This window comes from Bradyrhizobium sp. JYMT SZCCT0180, assembly GCF_018130165.1.
In the GTDB taxonomy this organism is placed as follows: Bacteria; Pseudomonadota; Alphaproteobacteria; order Rhizobiales; family Xanthobacteraceae; genus Bradyrhizobium.
This window is the reverse complement of the sequence record NZ_JAFCLZ010000002.1, coordinates 18,870-43,112: the sequence shown is the minus strand read 5'-3', so window position 1 is coordinate 43,112 and position 24,243 is coordinate 18,870. Positions and strand designations below refer to the sequence as shown.

The 24,243-nt window shown below is 63.4% G+C and carries 23 protein-coding genes and 1 riboswitch; of the genes, 9 read left to right on the top strand and 14 right to left on the bottom strand.

What is annotated here, in order from left to right:
* Nucleotides 1-177 precede the first annotated feature (177 nt).
* The 6 genes from JQ641_RS02800 to sdhC all read right to left on the bottom strand — a co-directional run bounded on the left by JQ641_RS02800 (nucleotide 178) and on the right by sdhC (nucleotide 6,326).
* Entirely contained in the window at nucleotides 178-2,370 is a 2,193-nt protein-coding gene (locus JQ641_RS02800; RefSeq protein ID WP_211994325.1) for a hybrid sensor histidine kinase/response regulator family protein, read from the bottom strand.
* 120 nt (nucleotides 2,371-2,490) lie between these two features.
* A complete protein-coding gene (locus JQ641_RS02795; protein ID WP_211994324.1) occupies nucleotides 2,491-3,273 on the bottom strand; it encodes a succinate dehydrogenase iron-sulfur subunit in 783 nt (260 codons plus the stop codon).
* The gene (locus JQ641_RS02790) at nucleotides 3,266-3,550 is read right to left on the bottom strand and encodes a hypothetical protein (RefSeq protein ID WP_211994323.1); all 285 of its coding nucleotides are present in this window, start codon (nucleotides 3,548-3,550) and stop codon (nucleotides 3,266-3,268) included. Before JQ641_RS02790 ends, JQ641_RS02795 begins: the two co-directional genes overlap by 8 nt.
* A 119-nt stretch (nucleotides 3,551-3,669) precedes the next feature.
* Nucleotides 3,670-5,526 carry a succinate dehydrogenase flavoprotein subunit gene (gene sdhA / locus JQ641_RS02785; protein WP_211994322.1) on the bottom strand — a complete coding sequence of 619 codons (1,857 nt, stop codon included), beginning with the start codon at nucleotides 5,524-5,526 and terminating at the stop codon, nucleotides 3,670-3,672.
* Nucleotides 5,527-5,529: 3 nt separating this feature from the next.
* On the bottom strand, nucleotides 5,530-5,904 hold the full coding sequence (sdhD, locus tag JQ641_RS02780; RefSeq protein ID WP_211994682.1) for a succinate dehydrogenase, hydrophobic membrane anchor protein: 375 nt from the start codon (nucleotides 5,902-5,904) through the stop codon (nucleotides 5,530-5,532).
* A gap of 20 nt (nucleotides 5,905-5,924) precedes the next feature.
* Complete coding sequence (gene sdhC, locus JQ641_RS02775) at nucleotides 5,925-6,326, bottom strand: succinate dehydrogenase, cytochrome b556 subunit (RefSeq protein WP_192739356.1); 402 nt, start codon at nucleotides 6,324-6,326, stop codon at nucleotides 5,925-5,927.
* Nucleotides 6,327-6,839: 513 nt separating this feature from the next.
* Here sdhC and JQ641_RS02770 point away from each other — a divergent pair.
* The gene (locus JQ641_RS02770) at nucleotides 6,840-7,688 is read left to right on the top strand and encodes a sulfite exporter TauE/SafE family protein (protein ID WP_211994321.1); all 849 of its coding nucleotides are present in this window, start codon (nucleotides 6,840-6,842) and stop codon (nucleotides 7,686-7,688) included.
* A gap of 40 nt (nucleotides 7,689-7,728) precedes the next feature.
* Here JQ641_RS02770 and JQ641_RS02765 read toward each other — a convergent pair whose 3' ends face one another.
* Both JQ641_RS02765 and JQ641_RS02760 read right to left on the bottom strand, forming a co-directional pair.
* Nucleotides 7,729-8,790 carry an HD-GYP domain-containing protein gene (locus tag JQ641_RS02765; RefSeq protein ID WP_211994320.1) on the bottom strand — a complete coding sequence of 354 codons (1,062 nt, stop codon included), beginning with the start codon at nucleotides 8,788-8,790 and terminating at the stop codon, nucleotides 7,729-7,731.
* Between the two features lie 298 nt (nucleotides 8,791-9,088).
* A complete protein-coding gene (locus JQ641_RS02760; RefSeq protein ID WP_211994319.1) occupies nucleotides 9,089-10,615 on the bottom strand; it encodes a malonate--CoA ligase in 1,527 nt (508 codons plus the stop codon).
* Between the two features lie 74 nt (nucleotides 10,616-10,689).
* Here JQ641_RS02760 and JQ641_RS02755 point away from each other — a divergent pair, with 74 nt between their 5' ends.
* From JQ641_RS02755 to JQ641_RS02735, 5 genes are all read left to right on the top strand, one after another.
* On the top strand, nucleotides 10,690-11,451 hold the full coding sequence (locus JQ641_RS02755) for an SDR family oxidoreductase (RefSeq protein ID WP_211994318.1): 762 nt from the start codon (nucleotides 10,690-10,692) through the stop codon (nucleotides 11,449-11,451).
* 157 nt (nucleotides 11,452-11,608) lie between these two features.
* A riboswitch (ZMP/ZTP riboswitch) is annotated at nucleotides 11,609-11,689 on the top strand.
* A 36-nt stretch (nucleotides 11,690-11,725) separates the two neighbouring features.
* Nucleotides 11,726-12,136, top strand: coding sequence for a dihydroneopterin aldolase (folB, locus tag JQ641_RS02750; protein WP_211994317.1), 411 nt, complete (start codon nucleotides 11,726-11,728; stop codon nucleotides 12,134-12,136).
* 1,104 nt (nucleotides 12,137-13,240) lie between these two features.
* Nucleotides 13,241-13,795, top strand: coding sequence for a fasciclin domain-containing protein (locus tag JQ641_RS02745; protein WP_211994316.1), 555 nt, complete (start codon nucleotides 13,241-13,243; stop codon nucleotides 13,793-13,795).
* 179 nt (nucleotides 13,796-13,974) lie between these two features.
* Nucleotides 13,975-14,610, top strand: coding sequence for a cytochrome b/b6 domain-containing protein (locus tag JQ641_RS02740; protein WP_211994315.1), 636 nt, complete (start codon nucleotides 13,975-13,977; stop codon nucleotides 14,608-14,610).
* Nucleotides 14,611-14,621: 11 nt separating this feature from the next.
* Nucleotides 14,622-15,407: a molybdopterin-binding protein gene (locus tag JQ641_RS02735; RefSeq protein WP_211994314.1), complete on the top strand. Its 786-nt coding sequence runs from the start codon at nucleotides 14,622-14,624 to the stop codon at nucleotides 15,405-15,407.
* Between the two features lie 11 nt (nucleotides 15,408-15,418).
* Here JQ641_RS02735 and JQ641_RS02730 read toward each other — a convergent pair whose 3' ends face one another.
* Both JQ641_RS02730 and JQ641_RS02725 read right to left on the bottom strand, forming a co-directional pair.
* Nucleotides 15,419-16,609 carry a YbfB/YjiJ family MFS transporter gene (locus JQ641_RS02730; RefSeq protein ID WP_211994313.1) on the bottom strand — a complete coding sequence of 397 codons (1,191 nt, stop codon included), beginning with the start codon at nucleotides 16,607-16,609 and terminating at the stop codon, nucleotides 15,419-15,421.
* A 91-nt stretch (nucleotides 16,610-16,700) separates the two neighbouring features.
* Nucleotides 16,701-17,564 (bottom strand): EamA family transporter, encoded by an 864-nt coding sequence (locus JQ641_RS02725; RefSeq protein WP_211994312.1) that lies wholly within the window; start codon nucleotides 17,562-17,564, stop codon nucleotides 16,701-16,703.
* Between the two features lie 217 nt (nucleotides 17,565-17,781).
* Here JQ641_RS02725 and leuB point away from each other — a divergent pair, with 217 nt between their 5' ends.
* A complete protein-coding gene (leuB, locus tag JQ641_RS02720) occupies nucleotides 17,782-18,894 on the top strand; it encodes a 3-isopropylmalate dehydrogenase (protein WP_211994311.1) in 1,113 nt (370 codons plus the stop codon).
* Between the two features lie 159 nt (nucleotides 18,895-19,053).
* Here the strand turns inward: leuB and JQ641_RS02715 are convergent, their stop codons facing one another.
* Both JQ641_RS02715 and JQ641_RS02710 read right to left on the bottom strand, forming a co-directional pair.
* A complete protein-coding gene (locus JQ641_RS02715) occupies nucleotides 19,054-19,434 on the bottom strand; it encodes a hypothetical protein (RefSeq protein WP_211994310.1) in 381 nt (126 codons plus the stop codon).
* Between the two features lie 172 nt (nucleotides 19,435-19,606).
* Nucleotides 19,607-20,518 (bottom strand): hypothetical protein, encoded by a 912-nt coding sequence (locus JQ641_RS02710; protein ID WP_502754926.1) that lies wholly within the window; start codon nucleotides 20,516-20,518, stop codon nucleotides 19,607-19,609.
* Between the two features lie 66 nt (nucleotides 20,519-20,584).
* Between JQ641_RS02710 and JQ641_RS02705 the strand changes: the two genes are divergently transcribed.
* Nucleotides 20,585-21,619 carry an aspartate-semialdehyde dehydrogenase gene (locus tag JQ641_RS02705; protein ID WP_211994309.1) on the top strand — a complete coding sequence of 345 codons (1,035 nt, stop codon included), beginning with the start codon at nucleotides 20,585-20,587 and terminating at the stop codon, nucleotides 21,617-21,619.
* 3 nt (nucleotides 21,620-21,622) lie between these two features.
* Here the strand turns inward: JQ641_RS02705 and JQ641_RS02700 are convergent, their stop codons facing one another.
* Nucleotides 21,623-22,276 (bottom strand): carbonic anhydrase, encoded by a 654-nt coding sequence (locus tag JQ641_RS02700; protein ID WP_211994308.1) that lies wholly within the window; start codon nucleotides 22,274-22,276, stop codon nucleotides 21,623-21,625.
* 98 nt (nucleotides 22,277-22,374) lie between these two features.
* On the opposite strand from JQ641_RS02700, the gene JQ641_RS02695 reads away from it, so the two are divergent.
* Nucleotides 22,375-23,253: an HpcH/HpaI aldolase/citrate lyase family protein gene (locus JQ641_RS02695; RefSeq protein ID WP_211994307.1), complete on the top strand. Its 879-nt coding sequence runs from the start codon at nucleotides 22,375-22,377 to the stop codon at nucleotides 23,251-23,253.
* A 169-nt stretch (nucleotides 23,254-23,422) separates the two neighbouring features.
* On the opposite strand, the gene JQ641_RS02690 is transcribed toward JQ641_RS02695, so the two are convergent.
* Nucleotides 23,423-24,208, bottom strand: coding sequence for a glycosyltransferase family 32 protein (locus JQ641_RS02690; protein ID WP_211994306.1), 786 nt, complete (start codon nucleotides 24,206-24,208; stop codon nucleotides 23,423-23,425).
* Between the last annotated feature and the right edge of the window lie 35 nt (nucleotides 24,209-24,243).

Genomic DNA, 24,243 nt, shown 5'->3' with positions numbered 1-24,243 from the left:
CGCGAAGAAAATCAGAAGGTTCCCTGACGGCTCCTCCCCGCGTCATGGCCGGGCTTGTCCCGGCCATCCACGTCTTTCTTGCGTATTGCGGGCCAAGACGTGGATGCCCGGCACAAGGCCGGGCATGACGACGTGCGGAACATGGCACTATTTCATTGATCTCTTTTTGAGTCGGGCTCACGACGCCCGCGTCGCGGTGGCGCGTTTCATCATGCGCCAGTGGGCGACCGCGTGCAGCACGCGCGAAAGCTGCTCGATCGAGTAGGGTTTTTGCAGCAGCTCCAGACCGTCGCTGCCGCTTTCGGACAGGCCGTGGCTGTAGCCGCTGGTCAGCACGACCGGCAGATCGGCATGGTAACGGCGGATTTCCTGCGCCAGCTCGATGCCGCTCATGCCGGGCATCACGACGTCGGTGAACACCACGTCGTAGCGGTCGGCGCCAGTAGCCAGTTCTTCCAGCGCGTGCGTGGCGTTGTCGACCAGGGTTGTGCCGTAGCCGAGTTCGGCCAGCGCGTCGGTGGCGAATTTCCCGACCTCGATATTGTCTTCGACCACGAGCACCGACATGCCCCTGCCGTCGAGCGGCGGAGCATCTTCCACCGTTATCTGCTGCGGCTTGCCGTCACCGGTGGCACGCGGCAGGTACAGCGTGAAAACGCTGCCTGCTCCCACTTCGCTGGTCACCACCACTTCGCCGCCGGATTGCCTGGCGAAACCGAACACCTGGGACAGGCCGAGCCCGGTGCCCTGGCCGACCTCCTTGGTGGTGAAGAAGGGTTCGAAGATGCGACCGTACTGCTCCTGGGGAATGCCGACGCCGGTATCCTCGACCGAGACGGCGACATAGCCGGTGGGTTTCTGGCCGGCGCGATTCTGGCTGGTGGAATCCTGGTTGCGCGGAGTTGGCGAACCTGCGACGTCGCTGGGCAATTCGGTTGCCGTGTGCACCGTGATGGTCAGCCTGCCACGGCCGTCCATGGCGTCACGGGCGTTGACCGCCATGTTGATCATCGCGGTTTCGAACTGCCCGGCGTCGGCATTGACGACGCATGGTTCGGTCGGCCCATGGATCTCGATCTCGATCCGCGATCCGATCAGCGTCTTGATCATCTCGCTCAGCATCTGCACGTTTTGGCCGACGTCGAACAGTTCCGGCTTGAGTGTCTGGCGGCGTGCGAACGCCAGCAGCTGGCTCGTCAGTCGTGCCGCGCGCGTGACCGTGTCCGAGATCGCGTCGATGTAGCGCAGCCGGCGCGGCTCCGGCAGGTCCGGCCGCCGCAACAGATCGACGGAGGCGCGGATCACGGTGAGCAGATTGTTGAAGTCATGCGCGACGCCGCCGGTGAGTTGCCCCAGCGCCTCGAGCCGCTGGCCATGCTTCAGCGCTTCCTCGGCCTCCTGCCGCTTGGCAGCCTCGGCGTAAAGGTGCCGCGTTCGACGCAGCGCGAGAGCGAGCAGGAAAAACAACAGGGCGGTGGCCGGCGCGCCGAAGATCAGGTGCTGGCTGATGGTGGAGAACCAGCGCTGCCGGATTGCCGACGTCTCAAGGCCGGCGCTGATATAGATCGGATATTCGGCGAGCCGCTGGTAGCCGAGGCGGCGCTCGATGCCGTCGGTGGGCGACGTCACGGTGATGAGGCCGGCCTTGGGGTTCGCCGCGATCTGCTGTCCGACCGTTCCTGAGAGGTCGAGGCGGGCTTCCTGATCGACGGTCGGATAGCGCGCCAGCACCGCGCCATTGGTCAAAGCGAGCGCAAAGAAGCTGCCGGGCTCGCGGCCGATCCGGGCGTAGAATTTCTCGAAATATTCCGGCAGTACCGACGCCTGGATCACGCCGGCAAAGCTGCCGTCCTCGGTTTGCCGGCGCCGGCTGAAGCCGAAGAACGGCGCGCCCTGATAGGGCGGCCGTGGCGTCAGCGCCTCGCCAATATAGGTTCCGATGTCGCCGGCGACATGGACCTTGAAATAATCCCGGTCCGAGAAGTCGATCTCGGGCGGCGGCATGACGAGGCTGTTGACGAGCGCGTGGCCCCTGGCGTCGAAGATCCAGGTCGATTTCACCTGCGGCAGCGACCCGACAAGCTGCTTCAGCCGCTGATGCAGCGTCTCCTCGCGGGAAGTAATGCCGACGTCGGGAATGCCGCGGATGATTTCGCCGATTTCAGACAGGCTGCGGTCGATGGTCTCGAACACTTTCAGCGCGTGCTCGTGCACGACATCGAGCGAGCGCTCGATTTCCCGGTCGGCGGTCTGGTTGATCGAGATCCAGGAAACCGCGGATGCAAAGATGAAGAGCGCCAGCGGGAGGGCCAGCGAGGCCGCCATCATCCATTGCAGCAATCTCAGCGAATTGCGTTGTGCGGTCTGCACGGGCGCTCCTGCTCCGGAGCGAATCTTACGTCAAACCTGTAACGGAACAAAGCGGCGCGGAAGCTGAAACTTTGCGCGGCGTCGGCCTGGCCGTTGACCGGGCTACTCGGCACAAATTAGCTAAATTTGCCGCTCGACCATCTTCAGCTTGAGCTCGGCGATGGCTTCCGACGGGTTGAGACCCTTCGGGCAGGCCTTGGCGCAGTTCATGATGGTGTGGCAGCGATAGAGCCGGAACGGGTCTTCGAGATTGTCGAGCCGCTCGCCGGTGGCTTCATCGCGCGAATCGCTAACCCAGCGCGTCGCCTGCAGCAGCGCGGCGGGGCCCAGGAAGCGATCGCTGTTCCACCAGTAGCTCGGGCACGAGGTGGAGCAGCAGGCGCACAGGATGCATTCGTAGAGGCCGTCGAGCTTTTCGCGGTCCTCGTGGCTCTGCTTCCATTCCTTCTGCGGCGTCGGCGTGGTTGTCTTCAGCCACGGCTCGATCGAGGCATATTGCGCATAGAAATTGGTCAGGTCAGGCACCAGATCCTTCACGACGGGCTGGTGCGGCAGCGGGTTGACTTTGACCGCGCCGTCTTTGACGTCGTGCATCGACTTGGTGCAGGCCAGCGTGTTCTGGCCATCGATGTTCATGGCGCAGGAACCGCAGACGCCCTCGCGGCAGGAGCGGCGGAAGGTCAGCGTCGGATCGATGTGGTTCTTGATCCAGATCAGGCCGTCGAGCACCATCGGCCCGCATTCGCTGGTATCGATGTGATAGGTGTCGACGCTCGGATTCTTGCCGTCGTCCGGATTCCAGCGATAGACCCGAAACTCGCGCGTCTCGGTCGCGCCCGCCGGCTTCGGCCAGGCCTTGCCGCCGGTGATCTTCGAGTTTTTTGGCAGTGCGAATTCAACCATGATTGCTTCCAGTGTTGAGTGCCAGCTTTCGGTTCGACTGGCGTGTCGCGTCTCTCACTCCAACCCACCATCCCAGTCCGAAAAACGAACCGATGAGGGCCAAGGAGAGCAGGAGGAGAGGCACGTCAGCCGCGGCCTTCTCGAAACCATAAACGGTCGCGACCCACGCCAGTAAACCAGCCGGAACGATCGTCAACGAAATCAGCGCGTTCCGGAGCTGCAAAAATCCTTGCAGGAAATACCCCAGGCCAGCAGCAAGAAAAGCAGCAAGGACCACGAGAACTCCGTACGCGAGAGCAGCTACCCACCAAGGCGCTCCTCCTTCGAAAGCGTCCCCGGCCGCGAAGGCTGGCGTAGCAAGCAGAGCCACGAAAGCAATTCCTGCCGCCCTCGTCATCAATACACCCGCGCCTTTGGCGGGATGTACTGCACGTCGTTGGTCATCGTGTAGTCGTGCACCGGGCGGTAATCGATCGTGGTTTTGCCGCGCCCGTCGATCCACGCCAGCGTGTGCTTCATCCAGTTCTTGTCGTCGCGCTCGGCGAAATCCTCGCGGGCGTGGGCGCCGCGGCTCTCGGTGCGGTTGGCCGCCGAGTCCATCGTCACCACAGCCTGCACGATCAGATTGTCGAATTCGAGGGTTTCGATCAGGTCGGAATTCCAGACCAGCGAGCGGTCCGTGGTCGCGACGTCGCCGATGCCGCCATGCACCTTGTGGATCAGGTTCTGGCCTTCGCTCAGGACTTCGCCGGTGCGGAACACCGCGCAATTGCTCTGCATCACATGCTGCATGCTGTCGCGCAGTTTTGCGGTCGGCGTGCCGCCGGAGGCGTAGCGATAATGATCGAGCCGGCCGAGTGCCAGTTCGGCGGAGTCCGCCGGCAGTTCCGGCTGCTTGCCGTTCGCGGTCAGTTTCTCGGCGCAACGCAGCGCCGCGGAGCGGCCGAACACGACGAGGTCGATCAGCGAGTTGGAGCCGAGCCGGTTGGCGCCGTGCACGGAGACGCAGGCGGCCTCACCGAGCGCCATCAGGCCGGGCACGGTGGCGTTGTCGTCGCCGTCCCGCTTGGTCAGCACTTCGCCGTGATAATTGGTGGGGATGCCGCCCATGTTGTAGTGCACGGTCGGCGTGATCGGGATCGGCTCGCGGGTGACGTCGACATTGGCGAAGATCTTCGCCGATTCGGAGATGCCCGGCAGTCTTTCCTGCAGCACCTTGGGATCGAGATGATCGAGGTGCAGGTAGATATGGTCCTTTTTCTTGCCGACGCCGCGGCCTTCGCGCATTTCGATGGTCATCGCGCGCGAGACCACGTCGCGCGAGGCAAGGTCCTTGGCGGATGGAGCATAGCGCTCCATGAAGCGCTCGCCCTCGGAATTGACGAGATAGCCGCCTTCGCCGCGCGCGCCTTCGGTGACGAGGCAGCCCGAACCGTAGATGCCGGTCGGGTGGAACTGGACGAACTCCATGTCCTGCAGCGGCAGGCCGGCACGCAGCGCCATCGCGCCGCCGTCACCGGTGCAGGTATGCGCCGAGGTGCAGGAAGCGTAAGCGCGGCCATAGCCACCGGTGGCGAGAATCGTGGTCTGGGCACGGAAGCGATGCAGCGTGCCGTCGTCGAGCTTGAGCGCGATGACGCCGCGGCAGACGCCCTGGTCGTCCATGATCAGGTCGATGGCGAAGAATTCGATGAAGAACTCGGCGGCGTGGCGCAGCGACTGGCCGTACATCGTGTGCAGCATGGCGTGACCGGTGCGGTCGGCGGCGGCGCAGGTACGCTGCGCCTGCCCCTTGCCGTAATCCAGCGTCATGCCGCCGAACGGACGCTGGTAGATCTTGCCGTCTTCGGTGCGCGAGAACGGCACGCCCCAATGTTCGAGTTCGTAGACGGCTTCAGGCGCGTTGCGCACCATGTATTCGATGGCGTCCTGGTCGCCGAGCCAGTCCGACCCCTTGACGGTGTCGTACATGTGCCAGCGCCAATCGTCCTTGTGCATGTTGCCGAGCGAGGCCGAAATGCCGCCTTGCGCCGCGACCGTGTGCGAGCGGGTCGGAAACACTTTTGTGATGCAGGCGGTGCGCAGGCCGGCTTCCGAGCAGCCGACCACGGCGCGCAAGCCCGCGCCGCCGGCGCCGACCACCACCACGTCATAGGTGTGGTCTTCGATTGGATAGGCTTTTCCGTTGGTGGCGGGACCACTGCCGTTGGTGGCCTTGCCGTTACCTTCAGTCGCCGAATTCTTAGAAGCCATGGGTTAAACTCCCGATGACATTTTGAGGATCGCGTAGATTGAGGCGAGCGCCACCGCGATACAGAAGAAATTATTGGCCATCACGCTGGCGAGCTTGATCTTCTCATTGTGCACATAGTCTTCGATCACGACCTGCATGCCGATCTTCATGTGCCAGGCACTGGCGAGGATGAAGAGCAGCATGATGATTGCGATGGGCACCGAGCTGAAGATTTGCTTGGCGCCCGCCTGGTTGCTGCCGAGCAGCATCAAGACCACCACGATGACAGGCACGATCAGCAAGGTCATCGCGACAGCGGTGAGGCGCTGACGCCAGAAATCGGAGGTACCGGAATGCGAGGAGCCGAGGGCGCGGACGCGCGCGAGAGGCGTGCGCATGGAAGGCGACTTGGGCGCGTTCATCGTCCGCCTCCGATGGTCATGTAGGCGACGATCCAGACCAGGATGGTCAGCGAAATACCGCCGATCAGCGCGCCCCAGGTCAGGGCCTCGCGCTCATTGGCCTTGAAGCCGTAGCCGAGGTCCCAGACCAGATGCCGCAGACCCGACAGCAGATGATGCATCAGCGCCCAGGTGTAACCGAACACGATCAGGCGTCCGATGAAGCTGCCGGTAAAAGCCTGCACATTGGCGTAGGCGCCGGGGCCGGAAGCGGCGGCGATCAGCCACCAAGCCAGCAGCAGGGTTCCAAAATACAGCGCCACGCCGGTGGCGCGGTGGACGATGGACAGCGCCATCGTGAGCGTCCAGCGGTAGGTCTGCAGATGAGGAGAAAGCGGTCGTTCGATCCTGGCGGTCATCGGCGGCTTTGAAGTTGGCGGGACGTGGTGCGGCCCATCGGGGATCGCGTTAAAGCAATTCTATTTACGTAGTCGAACCAGCGAGCGCAACGATCAAATGCCACGAAATCGAACGGTCGTTCATTACTAGATCAAGGATGAAACGAGGGCGATCAGCGACTTGGTATACCACGCTTGCGCTCGCGCAGGGAAAGAACGAATCTTTGTTCGCTTGTTGTAGTGAGCTGTCGCCGCCTGCGTGAATAAAGGGGTCGACGGTAGCGTGACCGGCGGCCCGAGGTCGAGGAGCGGACGGCGTCCCTTCGTGGCCGTCCCCGAGCGCGTCCACGCTATTCCCGCAGAGCCGACCGGATATGCGAATCCAGCGCACGCCCTGACCGCGCGTCCCCGGCCCCGACCTTGCAATTCAAGCCCTGCATTTGATCGCGAGAACTGCCGCCGGCGCGGCAATGGTCGCGCCGCGATTCGTCGGGTAACGCTGCATTGTTCCTCAACGTGCAGGCGGGATTGTTTATGGCCGGACTTAATCTCGTCGAGCTTGTCGAACTGGCGCTGATGCTGGTTGCGGTCGGCGCGGTGTCGGGGTTTTTCGCCGGCATCTTCGGGATCGGCGGCGGCGCGATCCTGGTCCCGGTGTTCTACGAGTGCTTCCGGCTTGCCGGCGTGCCGCTGGATGTGCGGATGCCGCTCTGCATCGGCACATCATTGGCGATCATCATCCCGACCTCGATCCGTTCGTTTCGCGCCCATCACGCCCGCGGCGCGGTTGATCTCGGCGTACTCAAATTGTGGTGGCTGCCGATCATCATCGGCGTCATCGCCGGCAGCATCACCGCGCGTTACGCGCCCGAGCGGCTGTTCAAGATCATTTTCGTCGGCGTGGCATGGTCGGCGGCCGCGCGCCTGCTGCTGGCGCGCGACAACTGGAAATTCGGCGACGACATCCCCAAGGGCCCGCTGATGCGGCTCTATGGTTTCTTCATCGGTCTGCTGTCGACCCTGATGGGGGTCGGCGGCGGACTGTTCGCCAATCTTCTGATGACGTTCTATGGCCGTCCCATTCATCAGGCGGTCGCGACCTCCTCGGCGCTGGCGGTGCTGATCTCGATCCCCGGCGCGCTCGGCTACATCTATGCCGGCTGGCCCGCGGCGGCGCGCTACCCGGATGTCACCGCGCTGCAGCTGCCGTTCGCGATCGGCTTCGTCTCGCTGATCGGCACCCTGCTTGTGATGCCGACCAGCCTTCTCACGGCGCCGCTCGGCGTGCGCGCGGCGCATGCGCTGTCAAAGCGCAACCTGGAGATCGCGTTCGGCTGCTATCTCTTCATCGTCGGCAGCCGGTTTGTGATCAGCCTGTTGTAGGAAGCATCCTCGACATGAAGCGGCACGCGACCGCACGCCCTCAGCGGTTCAAGGCGACTTCCCGGAATGCCTTGACGAGCGGGGCCTCCAGCTTGCCGTGCATCGAGCCCAGAATTTCATAGGCTTGCGCACGCGGCATCGCGGGGCGGTACTGGCGAAATTCGATCAGCGCCGCAAAAATATCGGCGATGGTCAGGATCCGGACCAGGTCGGAGATGCTTTCGGCGCAAAGCGCATCGGGATATCCGCTGCCGTCGAGATATTCATGGTGGTGCCGGACCGCGTGCAGGATTTCCGCCGAGATGCCGCGCGTCCCCTTCAGGATGGTGTGCCCGGCCGCCGGATGGGTTTCGATCAACGCGCGCTCGCCCGGCTCGAGACGGCTGGGTTTGTCGAGCACCGCGAGGGGAATCCTGGCCTTGCCGATGTCGTGGAACATCGCCGCCGAGTACAGCCGCTCGATGTCAGCTTCGGCCAACCCCAGGCTCAGTCCGAAGGCGACCGCCGTTCCCGTCACCAGCAGGCAATGCTGATAGGTGCCCTCATGGTGGCGGCGGACGACTTCCAGCCATTCGGAGAGACCATCCTCGGCAACGCAGTTGGAAATCTTGCAGGCGGCCGATTTGGCGTCCGCGACGTCGATCGGCTGGCCATGCAGCACCGCGGCGAACATCAGCGCCAGCGAGGCGGCGCCTGCCGAGGCCGCGCCGCGCGCGCCCTGGCCGGTTTCCCGGCCGCCGGCGTCGTCAGTGAGCTCGATCGAACCGGGGTCGATCAGCACCGCGAGCAGCGATCGCGCGGTGACCGGGTTGAACAGCACGTGCGTGGCGCCAAGCGCATAGGCCTGCGCCGCAAACAGCCGCGCCTTCTGGTCGATGATGAAGATCTTTCGCCTGGCGCCCTTGAATTTCGCCGACAGCTCCTTGAGCGCGACGATGTTGTCGGCGTCTCGAAGATCGACGCTGACGATGGCGGCGTCGCAATTCTTCGGGACGTTGTGTTCCTTGCGGAGCAGGGACGAGCTGACGCTGCACTGCGCCCCCAGCAGCATGCGGAGCGTCGAGATTCGATCCGGTTGATCTGCGACGACATGCAGCAACATCGATAACTTTACCTGGAAGGCGGTTTGGCCCGATCGCCGTCGCTTCCGAAAATCAAACCGGCTCGCTGTTCCAAAACGACCGTAATATTACGGAAGTTACAACGAGCCATTCGTCACGCTATCCGCGAAACGGAATTTTTCGGTTAAGTGGCAATGCCCAAAAAGTGTTCACATGCGCCGCGCGTCATGGAACTCGCCATCGCGGAACTCGTCGTCATGGAACTTCCGTCGTGGAACTGGTCAGCGCGGCTTCGCCGGCTCAGGCTCAGGCTCAGGCTCACCCGGACGGGGGACGGCTCTATTTTGCGTAAATCTTTGCGTAAGTATCCCGCAGAATGTTCTTCTGCACCTTGCCCATCGCGTTGCGCGGCAATTCGTCCACGACGAAGACGCGCTTCGGCATCTTGAACTTTGCAAGACGGCCGTCGAGTGCTTGCAGCACCGAGGCTTCGCTGATGTCGGCGCCCTTGTTGCAGACCACGACCGCGGTGACGCCTTCGCCAAAGTCCGCATGCGGCACGCCGATCACGGCGGATTCGATCACGCCCGGCATGGCGTCGATCTCGCTCTCGATTTCCTTCGGGTAGACGTTGAAGCCGCCGGAGATCACCAGATCCTTGCCGCGGCCGAGAATGTGCACATAGCCCTTGTCGTCGATCTTGCCGAGATCGCCGGTGATGAAGAAGCCGTCATCGCGGAACTCGGCTTTTGTCTTCTCCGGCATCCGCCAGTAGCCCTTGAAGACGTTGGGGCCCTTGACCTCGATCATGCCGATGGTGTCGCGCGCGATCTCCTTGCCGGTTTCGGGATCGGTGACGCGTAACGAGACGCCGGGCAGCGGCAGGCCGACGGCGCCGGGCACGCGGTCGCCGTCATAGGGGTTGGAGGTGTTCATGTTGGTTTCGGTCATGCCGTAGCGCTCGAGGATGGCAAAACCTGTTCGATCAGACCATTCGCGATGGGTGTCGGCGAGCAACGGCGCGGAGCCGGAAATGAACAGCCGCATGTGTTTGGCGGATTCCTTCGTCAGCGCCGGGCTCTGCAGCAGCCGCGTGTAGAAGGTCGGCACCCCCATCAGCACGGTTGAGCGCGCCATCAGCTTGATGATCAGTTCGGCATCGAGCTTCGGCAGGAAGATCATCGAAGCGCGCGCGAACAGCGTGACGTTGCTCGCCACGAACAGGCCGTGGGTGTGGTAGATCGGCAGCGCGTGGATCAGCACGTCGTCCCCAGTGAAGCGCCAATAATCGACCAGCGAGAGCGAGTTCGAGGCGAGATTGTCGTGCGTCAGCATCGCGCCCTTGGAACGGCCCGTGGTGCCCGACGTGTAGAGGATCGCGGCGAGGTCGTCGCTGGCGCGGGCGACCGTTGCAAACGAAGTGTCCGCCTTGGCGGCGGCATCCGTCAGCGAGCCCTTGCCGTTGGCATCGAGCGTTTCGACCCTGGCGTTGACCTTGGCCGCGATCGCGCCGATGCCCTCCGCCTTGGAGGGATCGCACACCACCAGCGACGGCTCGGCGTCGGTGATGAAATATTCGAGCTCGTTCAGCGTATAGGCGGTGTTGAGCGGCAGATACACTGCGCCGGCGCGCACGGCGGCAAGATAGAGCACCAGCGCCGGCACGGATTTTTCGGTCTGCGCCGCCACGCGGTCGCCCGGTTTGACGCCTCTCGCGACCAGCACATTCGCCATCTGGCCGGCGCGGGCGATCAGATCGGCATAGCTGATGCGCGTGCCGTCGAGCATCTCGATCGCGAGCCGGGCGGGATCGTCGAGCTTGTCGAACAGGCGGGAAAACAGGTTGGCGCTGGCGGTGGTGTTCATGCAACATTCCCTGAGGGGCATCAGGTGGCTGGATTAGCAAAAAGGCCCCTCAAAAAGCAACGGAGACAGTTTGCATGTCAAATAATGGGAAACGCGTGGCCTGGGTGACCGGCGGCGGCACGGGAATCGGTGAATCCGGCGCGGAGCATCTCGCGGCGGACGGCTGGACCGTCGTGGTCTCGGGACGCCGCCAGGCAGAACTGGACCGGGTCGTGGCCAGCATCACAAAAAAGGGCGGCAAGGCCGAGGCGATCGCGCTCGATGTCAGCAACAGGGCCGACGTCAACAAGGCCGCGGAAACGATCCTCGCCAAGCACGGCCGGATCGACCTCTTGGTCAACAGTGCCGGCGTCAACGTACCGAAGCGGAGCTGGGCGGATGTGGAACCGGAGGGCTGGGACAAGGTCGTCAATATCAACCTCAACGGCGTCATGTTCTGCATGCACGCTGTGCTGCCGGCGATGCGCAAGCAGCAGGATGGCTGCATCATCAACGTCGCGTCCTGGGCCGGTCGTCATGTCTCGAAGATGACGGGCCCGGCCTACACCACCACCAAGCATGCGGTGCTGGCGCTGACCCATTCCTTCAACATGGACGAATGCGTCAACGGGCTGCGCGCCTGCTGCCTGTCGCCCGGCGAGGTCGCAACCCCGATCCTGAAATCGCGCCCGGTGCCGCCGAACGAAACCCAACTGGCGAAGATGCTGCAGCCCGAGGATTGCGGCCGCACCATCGCGTTCGTCGCCAGCCTGCCGCCGCGCGTCTGCGTCAACGAGATACTGATCAGCCCGACACACAATCGCGGCTTCATCCAGACGCCGGCGAGCAACGATTAGAGATCGTAGGGTGGGCAAAGCCAACGGGTCGCGCGAATGCGCGCCCGATGACAGGCTCCGCGTGCCCACTTATGACGCCAAATTGTGGTGGGCACGGCGCAAGCGCGCCTTTGCCCACCCTACAAGCTTGAGCCGCATACATTCTCCCGCTATACCTAGGCTCTCGCGCGACTGGCGATCGCAGATGGGGCACCATCGGGAAGCGCGAGATTTTCAGCCGCGCGCCTGGGCAATCGGAAAAAATCCGATCCACCTTCTGATGAAGGAGCGGCCCATGTTGACGACCATCCAGATATCCGGATTGCAGACCTTCGGATATCACGGCCTGTTCGAGGAAGAGCGCCGCCTCGGCCAGAAATTCACCTTCGACATCGACGCGACGTTGAAGGCGGCGCCGACGCACCGGGACGACAGGCTGGATGCATCGATCCGCTATGATGCCGTGGTGGACGCTGCCGTCAGTCTTGCCGGCGCGACGAAATACCAAACGCTGGAAGCGCTCGGGGAAGCGGTTGCGATCGGCCTGCTGCGGCGCTTCGCCTTGATCGACACCATCACCGTTGGCGTCGCCAAGTTCAGCCCGCCGATCCCGCATACGCTCAGCAAGGTCGGGATCACGGTGCGCCTGGCGCGCGCTGACCTCGTGGATCGGCCGGTCGAGCAAGCAATGGAAGAATTGGCGTAGATGTTTGTGTGAGCTGCTCTCTCGTTCCCTCCCGTGCGGGGGAGGGAGCCGACCGTTCGTGTGGCGAGCATGGAAACTGTCGTTACGCACCTTGTCATTCCCCGATGCGCAATTGCGCATCTGAGGGCGCGCGTAGCGCGAGCCCGGAATCCATCAGGCCGCATGCGCTGTCGCTCGATGGATTCCGGGCTCGATGCTGCGCATCGCCCCGGAATGACGGCGGATAGAACTGCGGCAAAACAACCCGACGGGCAAATCAGTTCTGATTTACGGAAATCATGTCAAGTCCTAAATTTCCGAAAATCAAAAATATTTCTCTTCCCTTTGACCCCAAATCACCTGCACATCAGTAGCCATCCCGTCCCATTCAGAGGGGCGTCGGCCGTCGTCATGACGAGGGGCGGGGATGCGGTGGACGTTGATGTTGCGATTGACGGTCGCAGCAAAGGCGTACGGCGAAAGCGTGTGGTCCTGGCGCCCGTAACGGCGTCAAGCTGCGCAAGGGCTCACGCCATGCGCAGTGACGGTGGCAATAGAGGCCGTCTCACCGGGGAGAGCGCGTTATAAGCTGTAAAGCCACTGCGCAGGGAATGTCGGATGTTCTCCGCTGCCCTGTATGCTCGTGTGCAGCTTCTTTAGCACAATCGCACACGAGACCGCGGGTGCAGCGCGCATCCGGCATTCCCTGCGCCCTCTGGATTCTTAGAGGGCGGAACGAACTTGAAAACCTCGGGCGCAATGCGTCGCGAGAATGCAGCCACATATTCAGTTGTCGTCACCCGCCCGAGTGCGCAATTGCGCACGGGGGGCGGGTGAGCCAGTATTCCAGAGACGCCAGTGATTGAACCGAGAAGCCGCGGCGTACTGGATCACCCGCCTTCGCGGGTGATGACAGTTGTGGGTGGAACTGGACACCTTCGCAACGAAGCCCCCACGGACCACCCTCCCGAAAGTTTCAGCCATCACGATAAATTATCCGCCGAAACTGCCCGAAAAACCTCCCGTAGCTCGGCCAACGACGACGAAAACGGTCAACCGACCAGCGTCGTTGTTCTCAGCACCGGCGGCCCCCCGCCGGAGACCTCAATCATCGGGAGAAGATCCATGTCGAACCGTATTGCTTATCTGACCGCCGCCGCCTTCAGCGTGCTCGCGTTCACCGCCACTGTGTCCGCACCGGCCAGCGCGGAAGAAAAGACCGTGATGGTCGGCGGCGCCGCGATGTTCCCCTCGAAGAACATCGTCCAGAACGCCGTCAACTCCAAGGACCACACCACGCTGGTCGCCGCCGTGAAGGCCGCCGGTCTGGTTCCCACGCTGGAAAGCAAAGGCCCGTTCACGGTGTTCGCGCCGACCAACGCCGCCTTCGGCAAGCTGCCGGCCGGCACCGTCGACACGCTGGTGAAGCCTGAGAACAAGGCGACCCTGACCAAGATCCTGACGTACCATGTGGTGCCCGGCAAGCTCGCCGCAGCCGACCTCAAGGACGGCATGAAGCTCAAGACCGCCGAAGGCGAACAGCTGACCGTGAAGCTCGACGGCAGCAAGGTCTGGATCGTCGACGCCAAGGGCGGAACCTCGATGGTCACGATCTCGAACGTCAACCAGTCCAACGGCGTGATCCATGTGATCGATACCGTGCTGATGCCGGCTTCGTGATCTCCGCGCACGCCTGATTAGTCCCAACGGGATGCGTGGATGGGCGAGCCGGGGCGACCCGGCTCGCTTTTTTGTGACCTCGATACGCCCCCTGCATCGATCTGATAGCATCTGGGCAGTAACGAAAACCCGGTTCCCGGCGTATAAACCGGTAGCCCATTGCAACGACGGATCAGGCCATGTCGAGCATCACCGCCAGCGACCAAGCCAGCGCCAAAGCGACGCCCAAGGCCAAAGTCATTCAGCCGGCCTGGGTGCGGGCCCTGCACTGGACCAACGCCTTTGCGATGGTCCTGATGATCATGTCGGGATGGAAGATCTACAACGCCTCTCCGCTGTTCGACTTCACCTTCTCGGACAGCATCACGCTGGGCGGTTGGCTCGGCGGCGCGCTGCTCTGGCACTTTGCCGCGATGTGGCTGTTGATGGTCAACGGCCTGATCTACCTCGCTCTGGGGCTCGCCACCGGCCGCTTCCGCAAGAAGCTGCTGCCGATCACGCCGGAGGGCGTGCTTGCCGATACCAAGGCGGCGCTGACCGGCAAGCTGTCGCACGAGGATCTGACCAAATACAATTACGTGCAGAAGCTGCTCTATGCCGGCATCATCGTGGTCGGTATCCTGATCGTGCTGTCGGGTCTGGCGATCTGGAAACCGGTGCAGCTGCAATATCTGACGGCCATGTTCGGCGGCTATGAAGCCGCCCGTTACGTCCACTTCTTCTGCATGGCCGCGATCGTCGCCTTCATGGTGGTGCATGTCGTACTTGCGCTGCTGGTGCCGAAGAGCCTTCGCGCCATGATCATCGGTCGTTGAGGAGAATGACTATGGGCCGCCTTCGCAACCTTCTAATCCCCGGCGTCGACAAGACCCTGTTGCTCAAGGACGCCGTCAAGACGATGCCGGACCTGACGCGCCGGCGCTTCATCTCCGGCGGCGCCAGCCTCGGCGCGCTGACGCTGCTCACCGGCTGCGACGTGACGGACCAGTTTTCGGCCGAGGAAATGCTGAAGCAGGTTTCGAAATTCAACGACGGCGTGCAGGCATGGATGTTCAATCCCGATGCGCTGGCGCCGACCTTCCCGGAAAGCGCGATCACCAAGCCGTTCCCGTTCAACGCCTATTACAGCCTCGACGAGGCCCCCGAGATCGAGGCCAAGGACTGGAAGCTCGAGGTGCGGGGCCTGGTCGAGAACAAGAAGTCGTGGACGCTCGAGGAATTGTACAAGCTGCCGCAGGTCAAGCAGGTCACGCGCCACATCTGCGTCGAGGGCTGGAGCGCGATCGGCAGCTGGACCGGCACGCCGCTGCGCGATTTCCTGCAAATCGTCGGCGCCGACACGCGCGCCAAATATGTCTGGTTCCAGTGCGCCGACAAGGACGGCTACAATTCGCCGCTCGACATGCGCAGCGCGCTGCACGCGCAGACCCAGATGACGTTCAAATTCGGCGATGAAATCCTGCCGCGCGCCTATGGTTTCCCCATGAAGATTCGGGTGCCGACAAAACTCGGCTTCAAGAATCCGAAATACGTGATCTCGATGGAAGTCACCAACGACTACAAGGGCGGCTTCTGGGAAGACCAGGGATATAATTCGTTCAGCGGAAGCTAGCTCCACCCACCCTACGCAGTCGTCTTCAGCCGCTTCTGAAACGCGCACAAGACCGCGCCGGTCGCCAGCATCGCCGCGGAAACGTTGAGCGCAAACGAAAGACTGCCCACCGCGTCGGTGATCGCGCCAACCACGATCGGCCCCAGCGTCTGGCCGATGCCAAACGAAATGGTCATCGCCGCGATCCCCATAGGCCAGGCGGACGGCGGATAGTTGAAGCGCACGAAGGCGGTGGTCGATCCCACCACCGCGAAGAACGCGACGCCGAACACCAGCGCCGAGATTGCCAGCAACAGCGGCGAGTGCCCGAAGATCGGCAGCGCCGCGCCGATCGCGTTGACGCCCAGAATAATTGCGGTGGTGAGGCCGCCGCGATCCAGCGCCAGCACCCGCCGCCATACCCAGGGCGTTGCGAACGCACTCATCCCGATCAGGCTCCAGAACAGGCTTTGCGCCGCCGCGCCGCCGCCGCCATCGCGGACATAGGCGATCATGAAGGTCATGTAGGCGATGTAGCCGGCGCCGAACAGGAAGTAGCCGATGAGATAGGGCAGCACCGGGCCGACCGAGAATCTGGCCGGTGCCGCGCTGTCGATATCAACGCCACCGCCCAGCGGCGCCAGCAGCAGCGGCATGATCAGGAGGGCGGAGAGCAGTGTCATCGCCCACCAGACGATCCACCACGATCCCGGCCCAAAACCTTGCAGCACGAACGGAGCGATCAGTCCCGAGGCGAGGATGCCGAGCCCGGGCCCGGCATAAAACAGGCTGAGCAGGAAATTGGCGCGCTCGGGGCGCGTCTGCGCGATCGTGGCCGCCAGCGCCGCGCCGCCGACGAATCCGCCCGCGGCGCCGATGCCCGCCAGCAACCGGGCAAAGCTCAGCACGAAAAAATTGCCTGAGACGGCGCAGAGCGCCAGCGAGATGACGGCGGCCAGCGTTCCCCAGCGCAGCGTTCGCGTCAGCCCGAACCGCCGGATCATGCGCGAGGCGAGCAGCGCGCCCGCGAGATAGCCGACGGCGTTGATCGTGTTCATGAAGCCGGCCGCGGAATAGGACCAGCCCAGCGCGTCGCGCATGTCCGGCAGCACCAGGGCATAGGCGAAGCGGCCGATTCCAAGACCGATCGTCGGCGCCAGCGACAGAACGAGGATCAGCCACGCGGGGTGCGTGGTGGACGGTGGTTGGACGGCGGCCTTCACAGGATACTCCGGCAAGGCCGCGATTGTGACAGGCGGCTGCCGGCTTGCACAGCCGCGCAGGGAGCAATGGTGTCGTGCCGTTTGCGCAACATCAGCCGACCAGCACCAGCGCCACGCCGGCAACCGTCAACACCGCGCCGGCGACGATGCGGGGTGTGATCCGTACGTGGTGCAGCACCATGGCGCTGAGCAGCAGGGTGACGAGCGGATAGATCGCGGCGACAGGTGCGACCAGCGTGATCGGGCCGTTGCGCAGGGCGGCGAACAGCGACAGCAGGCTGAGGCCGTTGCAGAGGCCGGTCATGGCGAACCAGAACCGGCCCGGCCATGGCGCCGTCACGACGAAGCTCCCCTTGCGGACGCGCTGCACGATCAGCACCACGAAGGACGATACGACATAGCCGATCAGGCAGGCCCAGAGCGGGCTCGGCCAGATTTCGAGCCCAAGCTTGACGATCGGCGGCACCACGCCGCGCAGTAAGGCGCTGGCGAGCGGCAATAACAATGCCCAGCTTCGCCAGTCGCCGAGGTCGCGCGGCCGGGTCACGGTGATGATCACGGCGCCGGCGACCGCGATGACGAGGCCGGCGAATTGCAGCGGGTGGAGCGGTTCATGCAGGAGGACGACGGCGAGCGCGACTGCGAACAGCGGCGCCAGATTGCCGAGCGTCGAGGTGACGACCGGGCCCAGCGCGCTGTTGGAGGCAAAGGTCAGCAGGGTCAGCATCGCCGGAAATACCAGCCCGATCGCGGCGAAGATCGGCAGGGCCCGCCAGACCACGGGCTCGCCGGCCAGTAGCAGGGGCGAGACCAGCAGGAACAATAGCGTGAACGAGGGGACGCTGATCGCGGCTCCCGACAGCGGTTCGACCGTTCGCAGCCCGAATTGCGCCGTCACGACGCCCGCGCCCAGGAAGCCGGCCGAGGCGAAGGCGAACAGGATGGCTGTGGTCATGAGGTCGAGATGTCCGTCTTGGGGCGGGCTTGTCAGCCTTTGTGGCCTGTCCAAGCCGCCTTGCCAATCCGCCCCGGGCGTTTTAGCACTCCCGCGGAATTCACGGGTATTCGTCATGCCCGGCCTAGTGCCGGGCATCCACGTCTTCCCTGTTGGTGAAAGTTAGACGTGGATGGCCGGGACGAGCCCGGCCATGACGATTGGATGAGGAAACCCCATGGCGACCCATAAACTGCTGCTTCTCCCCGGTGACGGCATCGGCCCCGAAGTGATGGGCGAGGTGCAACGCCTGATCGACTGGCTCAACGCGCAAGGCATTGCCCGTTTCGAGACCGAGCAGGGGCTGGTCGGCGGTTCCGCCTATGACGCCCACAAGGTCTCGATCAGCGAGGGCGACATGGCGCTGGCGACGGCGGCCGATGCCGTGATCTTCGGCGCGGTCGGCGGTCCGAAATGGGACGCTGTGCCCTATGACGTGCGGCCCGAAGCCGGCCTGTTGCGGCTACGCAAGGATCTTGGCCTGTTCGCCAATCTGCGCCCGGCGGTGTGCTATCCGGCGCTGGCGGAAGCCTCCAGCCTGAAGCGCGAGATCGTCGAAGGCCTCGACATCATGATCGTGCGCGAGCTGACCGGCGGCGTCTATTTCGGCGAGCCGAAGACCATCACCGATCTCGGCAACGGCCAGAAGCGCGCCGTCGACACCCAAGTCTATGACACCTACGAGATCGAGCGCATCGCCCGCGTCGCGTTCGACCTGGCGCGCAAGCGCCGCAACAAGATGACCTCGATGGAAAAGCGCAACGTCATGAAGTCTGGCGTGCTTTGGAACGAGGTGGTGACGCAGGTGCACGCCCGCGAATACAAGGACGTGACGCTGGAGCATCAGCTCGCCGATTCCGGCGGCATGATGCTGGTGAAGGCGCCGAAGCAGTTCGACGTCATCGTCACCGACAACCTGTTCGGCGACATGCTGTCCGATATCGCCGCGATGCTGACGGGTTCGCTCGGCATGCTGCCCTCGGCCTCACTCGGCGAAATCGACGCCAAGACCAAGAAGCGCCGCTCGCTGTTTGAGCCGGTGCACGGCTCGGCGCCCGATATTGCCGGAAAAGGCCTCGCCAATCCGATCGCGATGATCTCCTCGTTCGGCATGGCGCTGCGCTATTCGTTCGACATGGGCGCGCTCGCCGACAAGGTCGACGCGGCGATTGCCGCCGTGCTCGCCAGCGGCCTGCGCACCGCGGATATCAAGTCCGAGGGCACCACGGCAGCCAGCACCACGCAGATGGGCGATGCGATTTTGAAGGAATTGCAGAAGCTGCACGCGTAAGCCGAGGGACTCTCCGCATCGTCGTCCCGGCCTTGAGCCGGGACCCATAACCACCGTCGGTTATCATGGCGAAGAAAGTCGTCGAGCAGCTTTAGTAGATCGATGGGCCGCGGCGTATGGGTCCCGGGTCAAGCCCGGGACGACATTGTCGGCTTTGGCTCAATACAGCGGGAAGCGCTGCGGATAGCCGCCCATGTCCGACGGCGGGTTGAGCGGCTGACGGTCGATCGGGCGATTGAGGTTTTCGCGCGCGAATGACGGGTAGCCGAGATCCGGCGGAAACGCGTAGTCTTGGAATTTGCGGTCGCCCGGCAACACTTCAGTGCCGGCGTCGAGCCAGGAGCGCGTCGTGACATAAACGCGGGTGTTCGGACCCTGCTGGTAGACCCGGTTGGGACCACTGCGTCCGTAATAAGGGCGCCCGTCCTTGTCGTATTGAGCCCTGGACTGGGCGCTGGCTTCGGTCGCGCCGACCGCAACGAGGGCGGCTGCAGCAAGCATCACCACGAGCTTGCTCGCAGCAGGGAATTTAGGGGTCATCGCATCCTCGTCATTCTCAGCCCGTTGGGGCCGATCGCCAAATCGGGTTGGCGTTCATTGTAGCTGCGGCAGGGTGGGCGTCACTAGGTCAATTGCGCCACACCGGACCACAATAATGCCGGCACTGGCGAAAAAGTTTCATGAAAACCAGTATCTTGGCGCGGTATGGCAATTAGAAGGCGCCGCGCAGCCGCGGGTTGTCTCGGCCAGTCAGCCAATCCGCCGACAGGGCCGGCATGGCCGAGGTCGCGCAGTCCGCGCGCCTGAGTTCGGCGCGGGCGAATATTTCCGCCAGCTTCGGGTCGTTTCCGGTGCTGAGCAGGGTCAGCCGGTTCAGCATGCAGGAGATTGCGGCGCGGCGGGCCGGCAGATTGTCGCCCTGGCACGACCAGCCGGAGATACGGAAATGGGAGTCGCTGACGCGCTTCATGAATCCGAGGCAGCCGCGGGCCGCCTCAGCGCCGCTGATCAGGCGCAGCAGGGTCACGGTACCGAACTTGCTGTCGATCAGGCCCGCGGCTTCCAACTCGCGCAGGCCGCCTGGGTCCATTCGGGCAGCTATCTCCGCGATCGCGGGGTCGGCATGGCCGAGTTCGCTGCCGGGGCGATAGATCTCGAGTTCGGCAACCGGCCTTTTGTCGGCGGCGCGCCACTGGAAGACGTCCCGGCGGCCGCCCTTCGGGTGCCGAAAAATCTCGTAAGCCTCTGTTTTATCGTGCGGATCAAACTGGCTGACGGCAAAAGCGCGCGACGAGCGGTCGACCAGGCTCCAGGCATCCTTCAGTGAGGCGTCCCCCAATGAGGCGTCTCTGGACGAGGGGTCCATCGCTATGGCATCGGGCAATTGTTCCCACAGCGCCATGCCGCCCATGGCGAGCAGGGCGAGGGTCATTACATACGCAACCAGGCGAGCCAGCGTACCGCGGAGCTCGTCCGCAAAGCTGGTCAGCGCCGGATGGATTCTCGCCGTATAATGGGGCTTGTAATGGGACTTGGCCGGTTCGGCCGAAAAGGACTGCATCAAACGCCCAAACGCAACGGTCAAACGTTCTTGCAAACGTTGTACTGAGGGTGTTTCTCGCATAGAAGCGCTGCCTCTTCCCTTTCCGCCGCGGGCGGGGGGACGGCATTTTTCGTCGGAGAGTGAACGATGGGTTACAAAGTCGCGCTGGTCGGAGCGACCGGCAATGTCGGGCGGGAAATGCTCAACATTCTCGACGAACGCAAATTCCCCGCGGACGAGGTCGTGGCGCTGGCGTCACGCCGCAGCGTCGGGGTCGAGGTGTCGTATGGCGACCGCACCCTGAAGTGCAAAGCCCTCGAGCACTACGATTTCTCCGATATCGACATCTGCCTGATGTCGGCGGGCGGGGCGGTGTCGAAGGAATGGTCGCCGAAGATCGGCGCCGCCGGCGCCGTCGTGATCGACAATTCGTCGGCATGGCGGATGGATCCGGACGTGCCGCTGATCGTGCCCGAAGTAAACGCCGACGCCGTGACCGGCTTCACCAAGAAGAACATCATCGCCAATCCGAACTGCTCGACCGCCCAGCTCGTGGTGGCGCTCAAGCCGCTGCACGACAAGGCCACCATCAAGCGCGTCGTGGTCGCGACCTACCAGTCGGTGTCGGGCGCCGGCAAGGATGCGATGGACGAATTGTTTTCGCAGACCAAGGCCGTCTACACCAACAGCGAACTGATCAACAAGAAATTCCCCAAGCGTATCGCCTTCAACGTCATCCCCGAGATCGACGTGTTCATGGAGGACGGCTACACCAAGGAAGAGTGGAAGATGATGATGGAGACCAAGAAGATTCTTGATCCCAAAATCAGGCTGACCGCGACTTGCGTGCGCGTGCCTGTCTTCGTCGGCCATTCCGAAGCCGTCAACATCGAGTTCGAGAATCCGATCACCGCCGATGAAGCGCGCAATATCCTGCGCAACGCGCCGGGTTGCCTTGTGATCGACAAGCATGAGCCCGGCGGTTACGTCACGCCTTATGAAGCCGCCGGCGAAGACGCGACCTATGTCAGCCGCATCCGCGAGGACGCCACCGTCGAGAACGGACTGTCGCTGTGGTGCGTCTCCGACAATCTGCGCAAGGGCGCGGCGCTGAACGCGGTGCAGATCGCCGAATGCCTGATCAACCGCAAGCTGATCAGCGCCAAGAAGAAGGCGGCGTAGTCCCTAAACGCTGCCTTGCATCTCGCTGACGGCGTGGAATTCCTTCGCCGTCGGATCGAGCACGAACAGCGATCCCTCGGCGACGCCGAAATAGGCGCCGTGCAGATTCATCTCGCCGCGTTCGACCAGCGTGCGCACGAACGGAAACGTCATCAGATTCTCGAGGCTGCGGAACACCGCCGCCTTTTCGATCCGCACCGTAAATTCCTGCATCGACTCGCGGTCACGCTGCTCGACGACTTCGCCCGGCTTGATGAACATCTGCATCCATCGCCCGATGAAATCGCCGGGCGACAGAGGTTCGATTTTGTCGATGAAGGCGCGGATGCCGCCGCATTGTGCATGGCCGAGCACCACGACGTGCTTGATGCGGAGCACGTTGACCGCATATTCCAGCGCCGCGGATACGCCGTGGGCGCCGCCGTCCGGCTGATAGACCGGCACCAGGTTGGCGACATTGCGGACCACGAACAGTTCACCGGGGCCGGCGTCGAAGATCACCTCGGGCGAGACTCGGGAATCACAGCAGCCGATCACCATCACAGCGGGCGACTGGCCGCGCTCGGACAGTTCCCGGTAGCGTGACTGTTCCGTAGGCAGTCGCTGCGAGGTGAAGGTCCGGTAGCCGTCGATCAGATGTTGCGGAAATGCGGTCATGGCCCTTGCCTAACCATAGACCGATGACCGGAACAAGGCTTTCGGCGGCTCGTTTGAAATGATATCGCGTGGGGATCAAGTCCTCAGGAAACCAGCCCATGATCCGTCCGCGTCGCAGTCTGTTGTTCATGCCCGGATCGAACGCGCGGGCGCTGGAAAAGGCGCGCAACCTTGCCGCCGACGGTATCATCCTCGACCTTGAGGATTCGGTGGCGCCGGACGCCAAGGCGCTGGCCCGTGACCAGATCGCCAAGGCCATCGCGGCCGGCGGGTTCGGCAAGCGCGAGGTGCTGATCCGGGTCAACAGCCTGGATACGCCGTGGTGGATCGAGGACGTCACCATGGCCGGCAAGGCGCGGCCCGACGGCATCCTGGTTCCCAAGATTTCCAGCGTCGCCGATCTCAACGCCATCGCCAATCGCCTCAGCGACATCGGCGCGGATACCTCGATCCGGGTCTGGGCCATGATCGAGACTTCGCGCGCGGTGCTGGACGCGGACAAGCTCGCCGCGGCGTCGAAGGACTCGGAAACGCGTCTCGCGGGTTTTGTGTTCGGGCCGAACGACATTTCGCGCGAAACGCGCATCCGGATGCAGCCGGGCCGGACCGCGATGATCCCGATGATCATCCACTGCATCCTGGCGGCACGCGCGCATGGCCTCGAAATCCTCGACGGGCCCTACAGCGATATCAGCAACGTCGACGGCTTTGCGGTTGAATGCGCGCAGGGGCGCGATCTCGGGTTCGACGGCAAGACGCTGATCCATCCGAGCCATATCGAGGCCTGCAACGCGATCTTCACGCCGCCGGTCGAGGAAGTTGCGGAAGCGCGCAAGATCATCGCGGCGTTCCAGCAGCCCGAAAACGCCTCCCGCGGCGCCATCCAGCTCGACGGCCGCATGGTGGAACGGCTGCACGCCGACATGGCCAAGCGCACCATCGCCATTGCGGACGCGATCGCCGCGATGGGGCATTAGAGACCTTCACATCACAGTCCACGTCGTCCCGGCCTTGAGCTCAGATGCGCAATTGCGCATCGGGGGACCCATACCGCGTGATCTATCGGTAGAAAAACCCCGACGTATACTGCCTGCAATTACTACGGCCGCGGCGTATGGGTCCCGGCTCAAGGCCGGGACGACGGAATCAACCAAATTTCTCCGCCGCCCACGCATACAGACTGCCGGGAATCGGCTGTTGGCCGCCGCGGCCTTTCGGCGAGATGTGTAATCCGACGATCGCGGGATCGGCCAGCAGTGCCGAAAAATCTGACGGCTCGAAAAATAATCTCGGCTCGGCGTGGACCGCATAGAATGATTGCTTCGGCAATGCGTGCTGCAATTCGCCTCCACGGCGCGCGAGTGCGGTGAGGGCGGCCGGACCGAAGATTGCGACGCGAATATCTGAGAGGCGGTTCGATCCGCCGCGCAGTTGCCGCAGCATGAAGGTCAGGCGATGGCGCAGCGCCAGCCAGTCCGGCGTCAGTTCGTCCTGCTTCATCAGGTTTTCGAACGCCGTCACGATCGGATCGCCAGGGGGCAGATACAAAACCGAATTGCCGAGCTGGCGCGGCCGCTCCCAGGCGAAATAGGGTTTTGCAGGATCGATCTCGACCGGCTTCAGCAGCAGGACATCGGCGTCGAGCCACAGGCCGGCCTTCTCCGCCATCAGCCGCATGCGGAAGAAATCGCTGAACTGCAGAATGGTCCAGTCGCGCCAGCTGCCGTCCGGCTGCGGCGGGCGAAGCCGCTCGGAAAAGGAATGCGGCAGGATCGCTTCGGCCTCGGCGTTGCCGACGCCGTCGGGCAAGCCGGCAAGCGGGTCGAAACTGTAGACGGTGACCTTGTGGCCCGCTGCGACCTGCGATCGCAGGCATGTCCGCCGCAGCGCATCGAGCGGGCCATGCCAGAAGGTGACGACGTCAGGCCGCATCGGCGTCGTCTCTATTGTCGAGCGAAGCGCGCGAC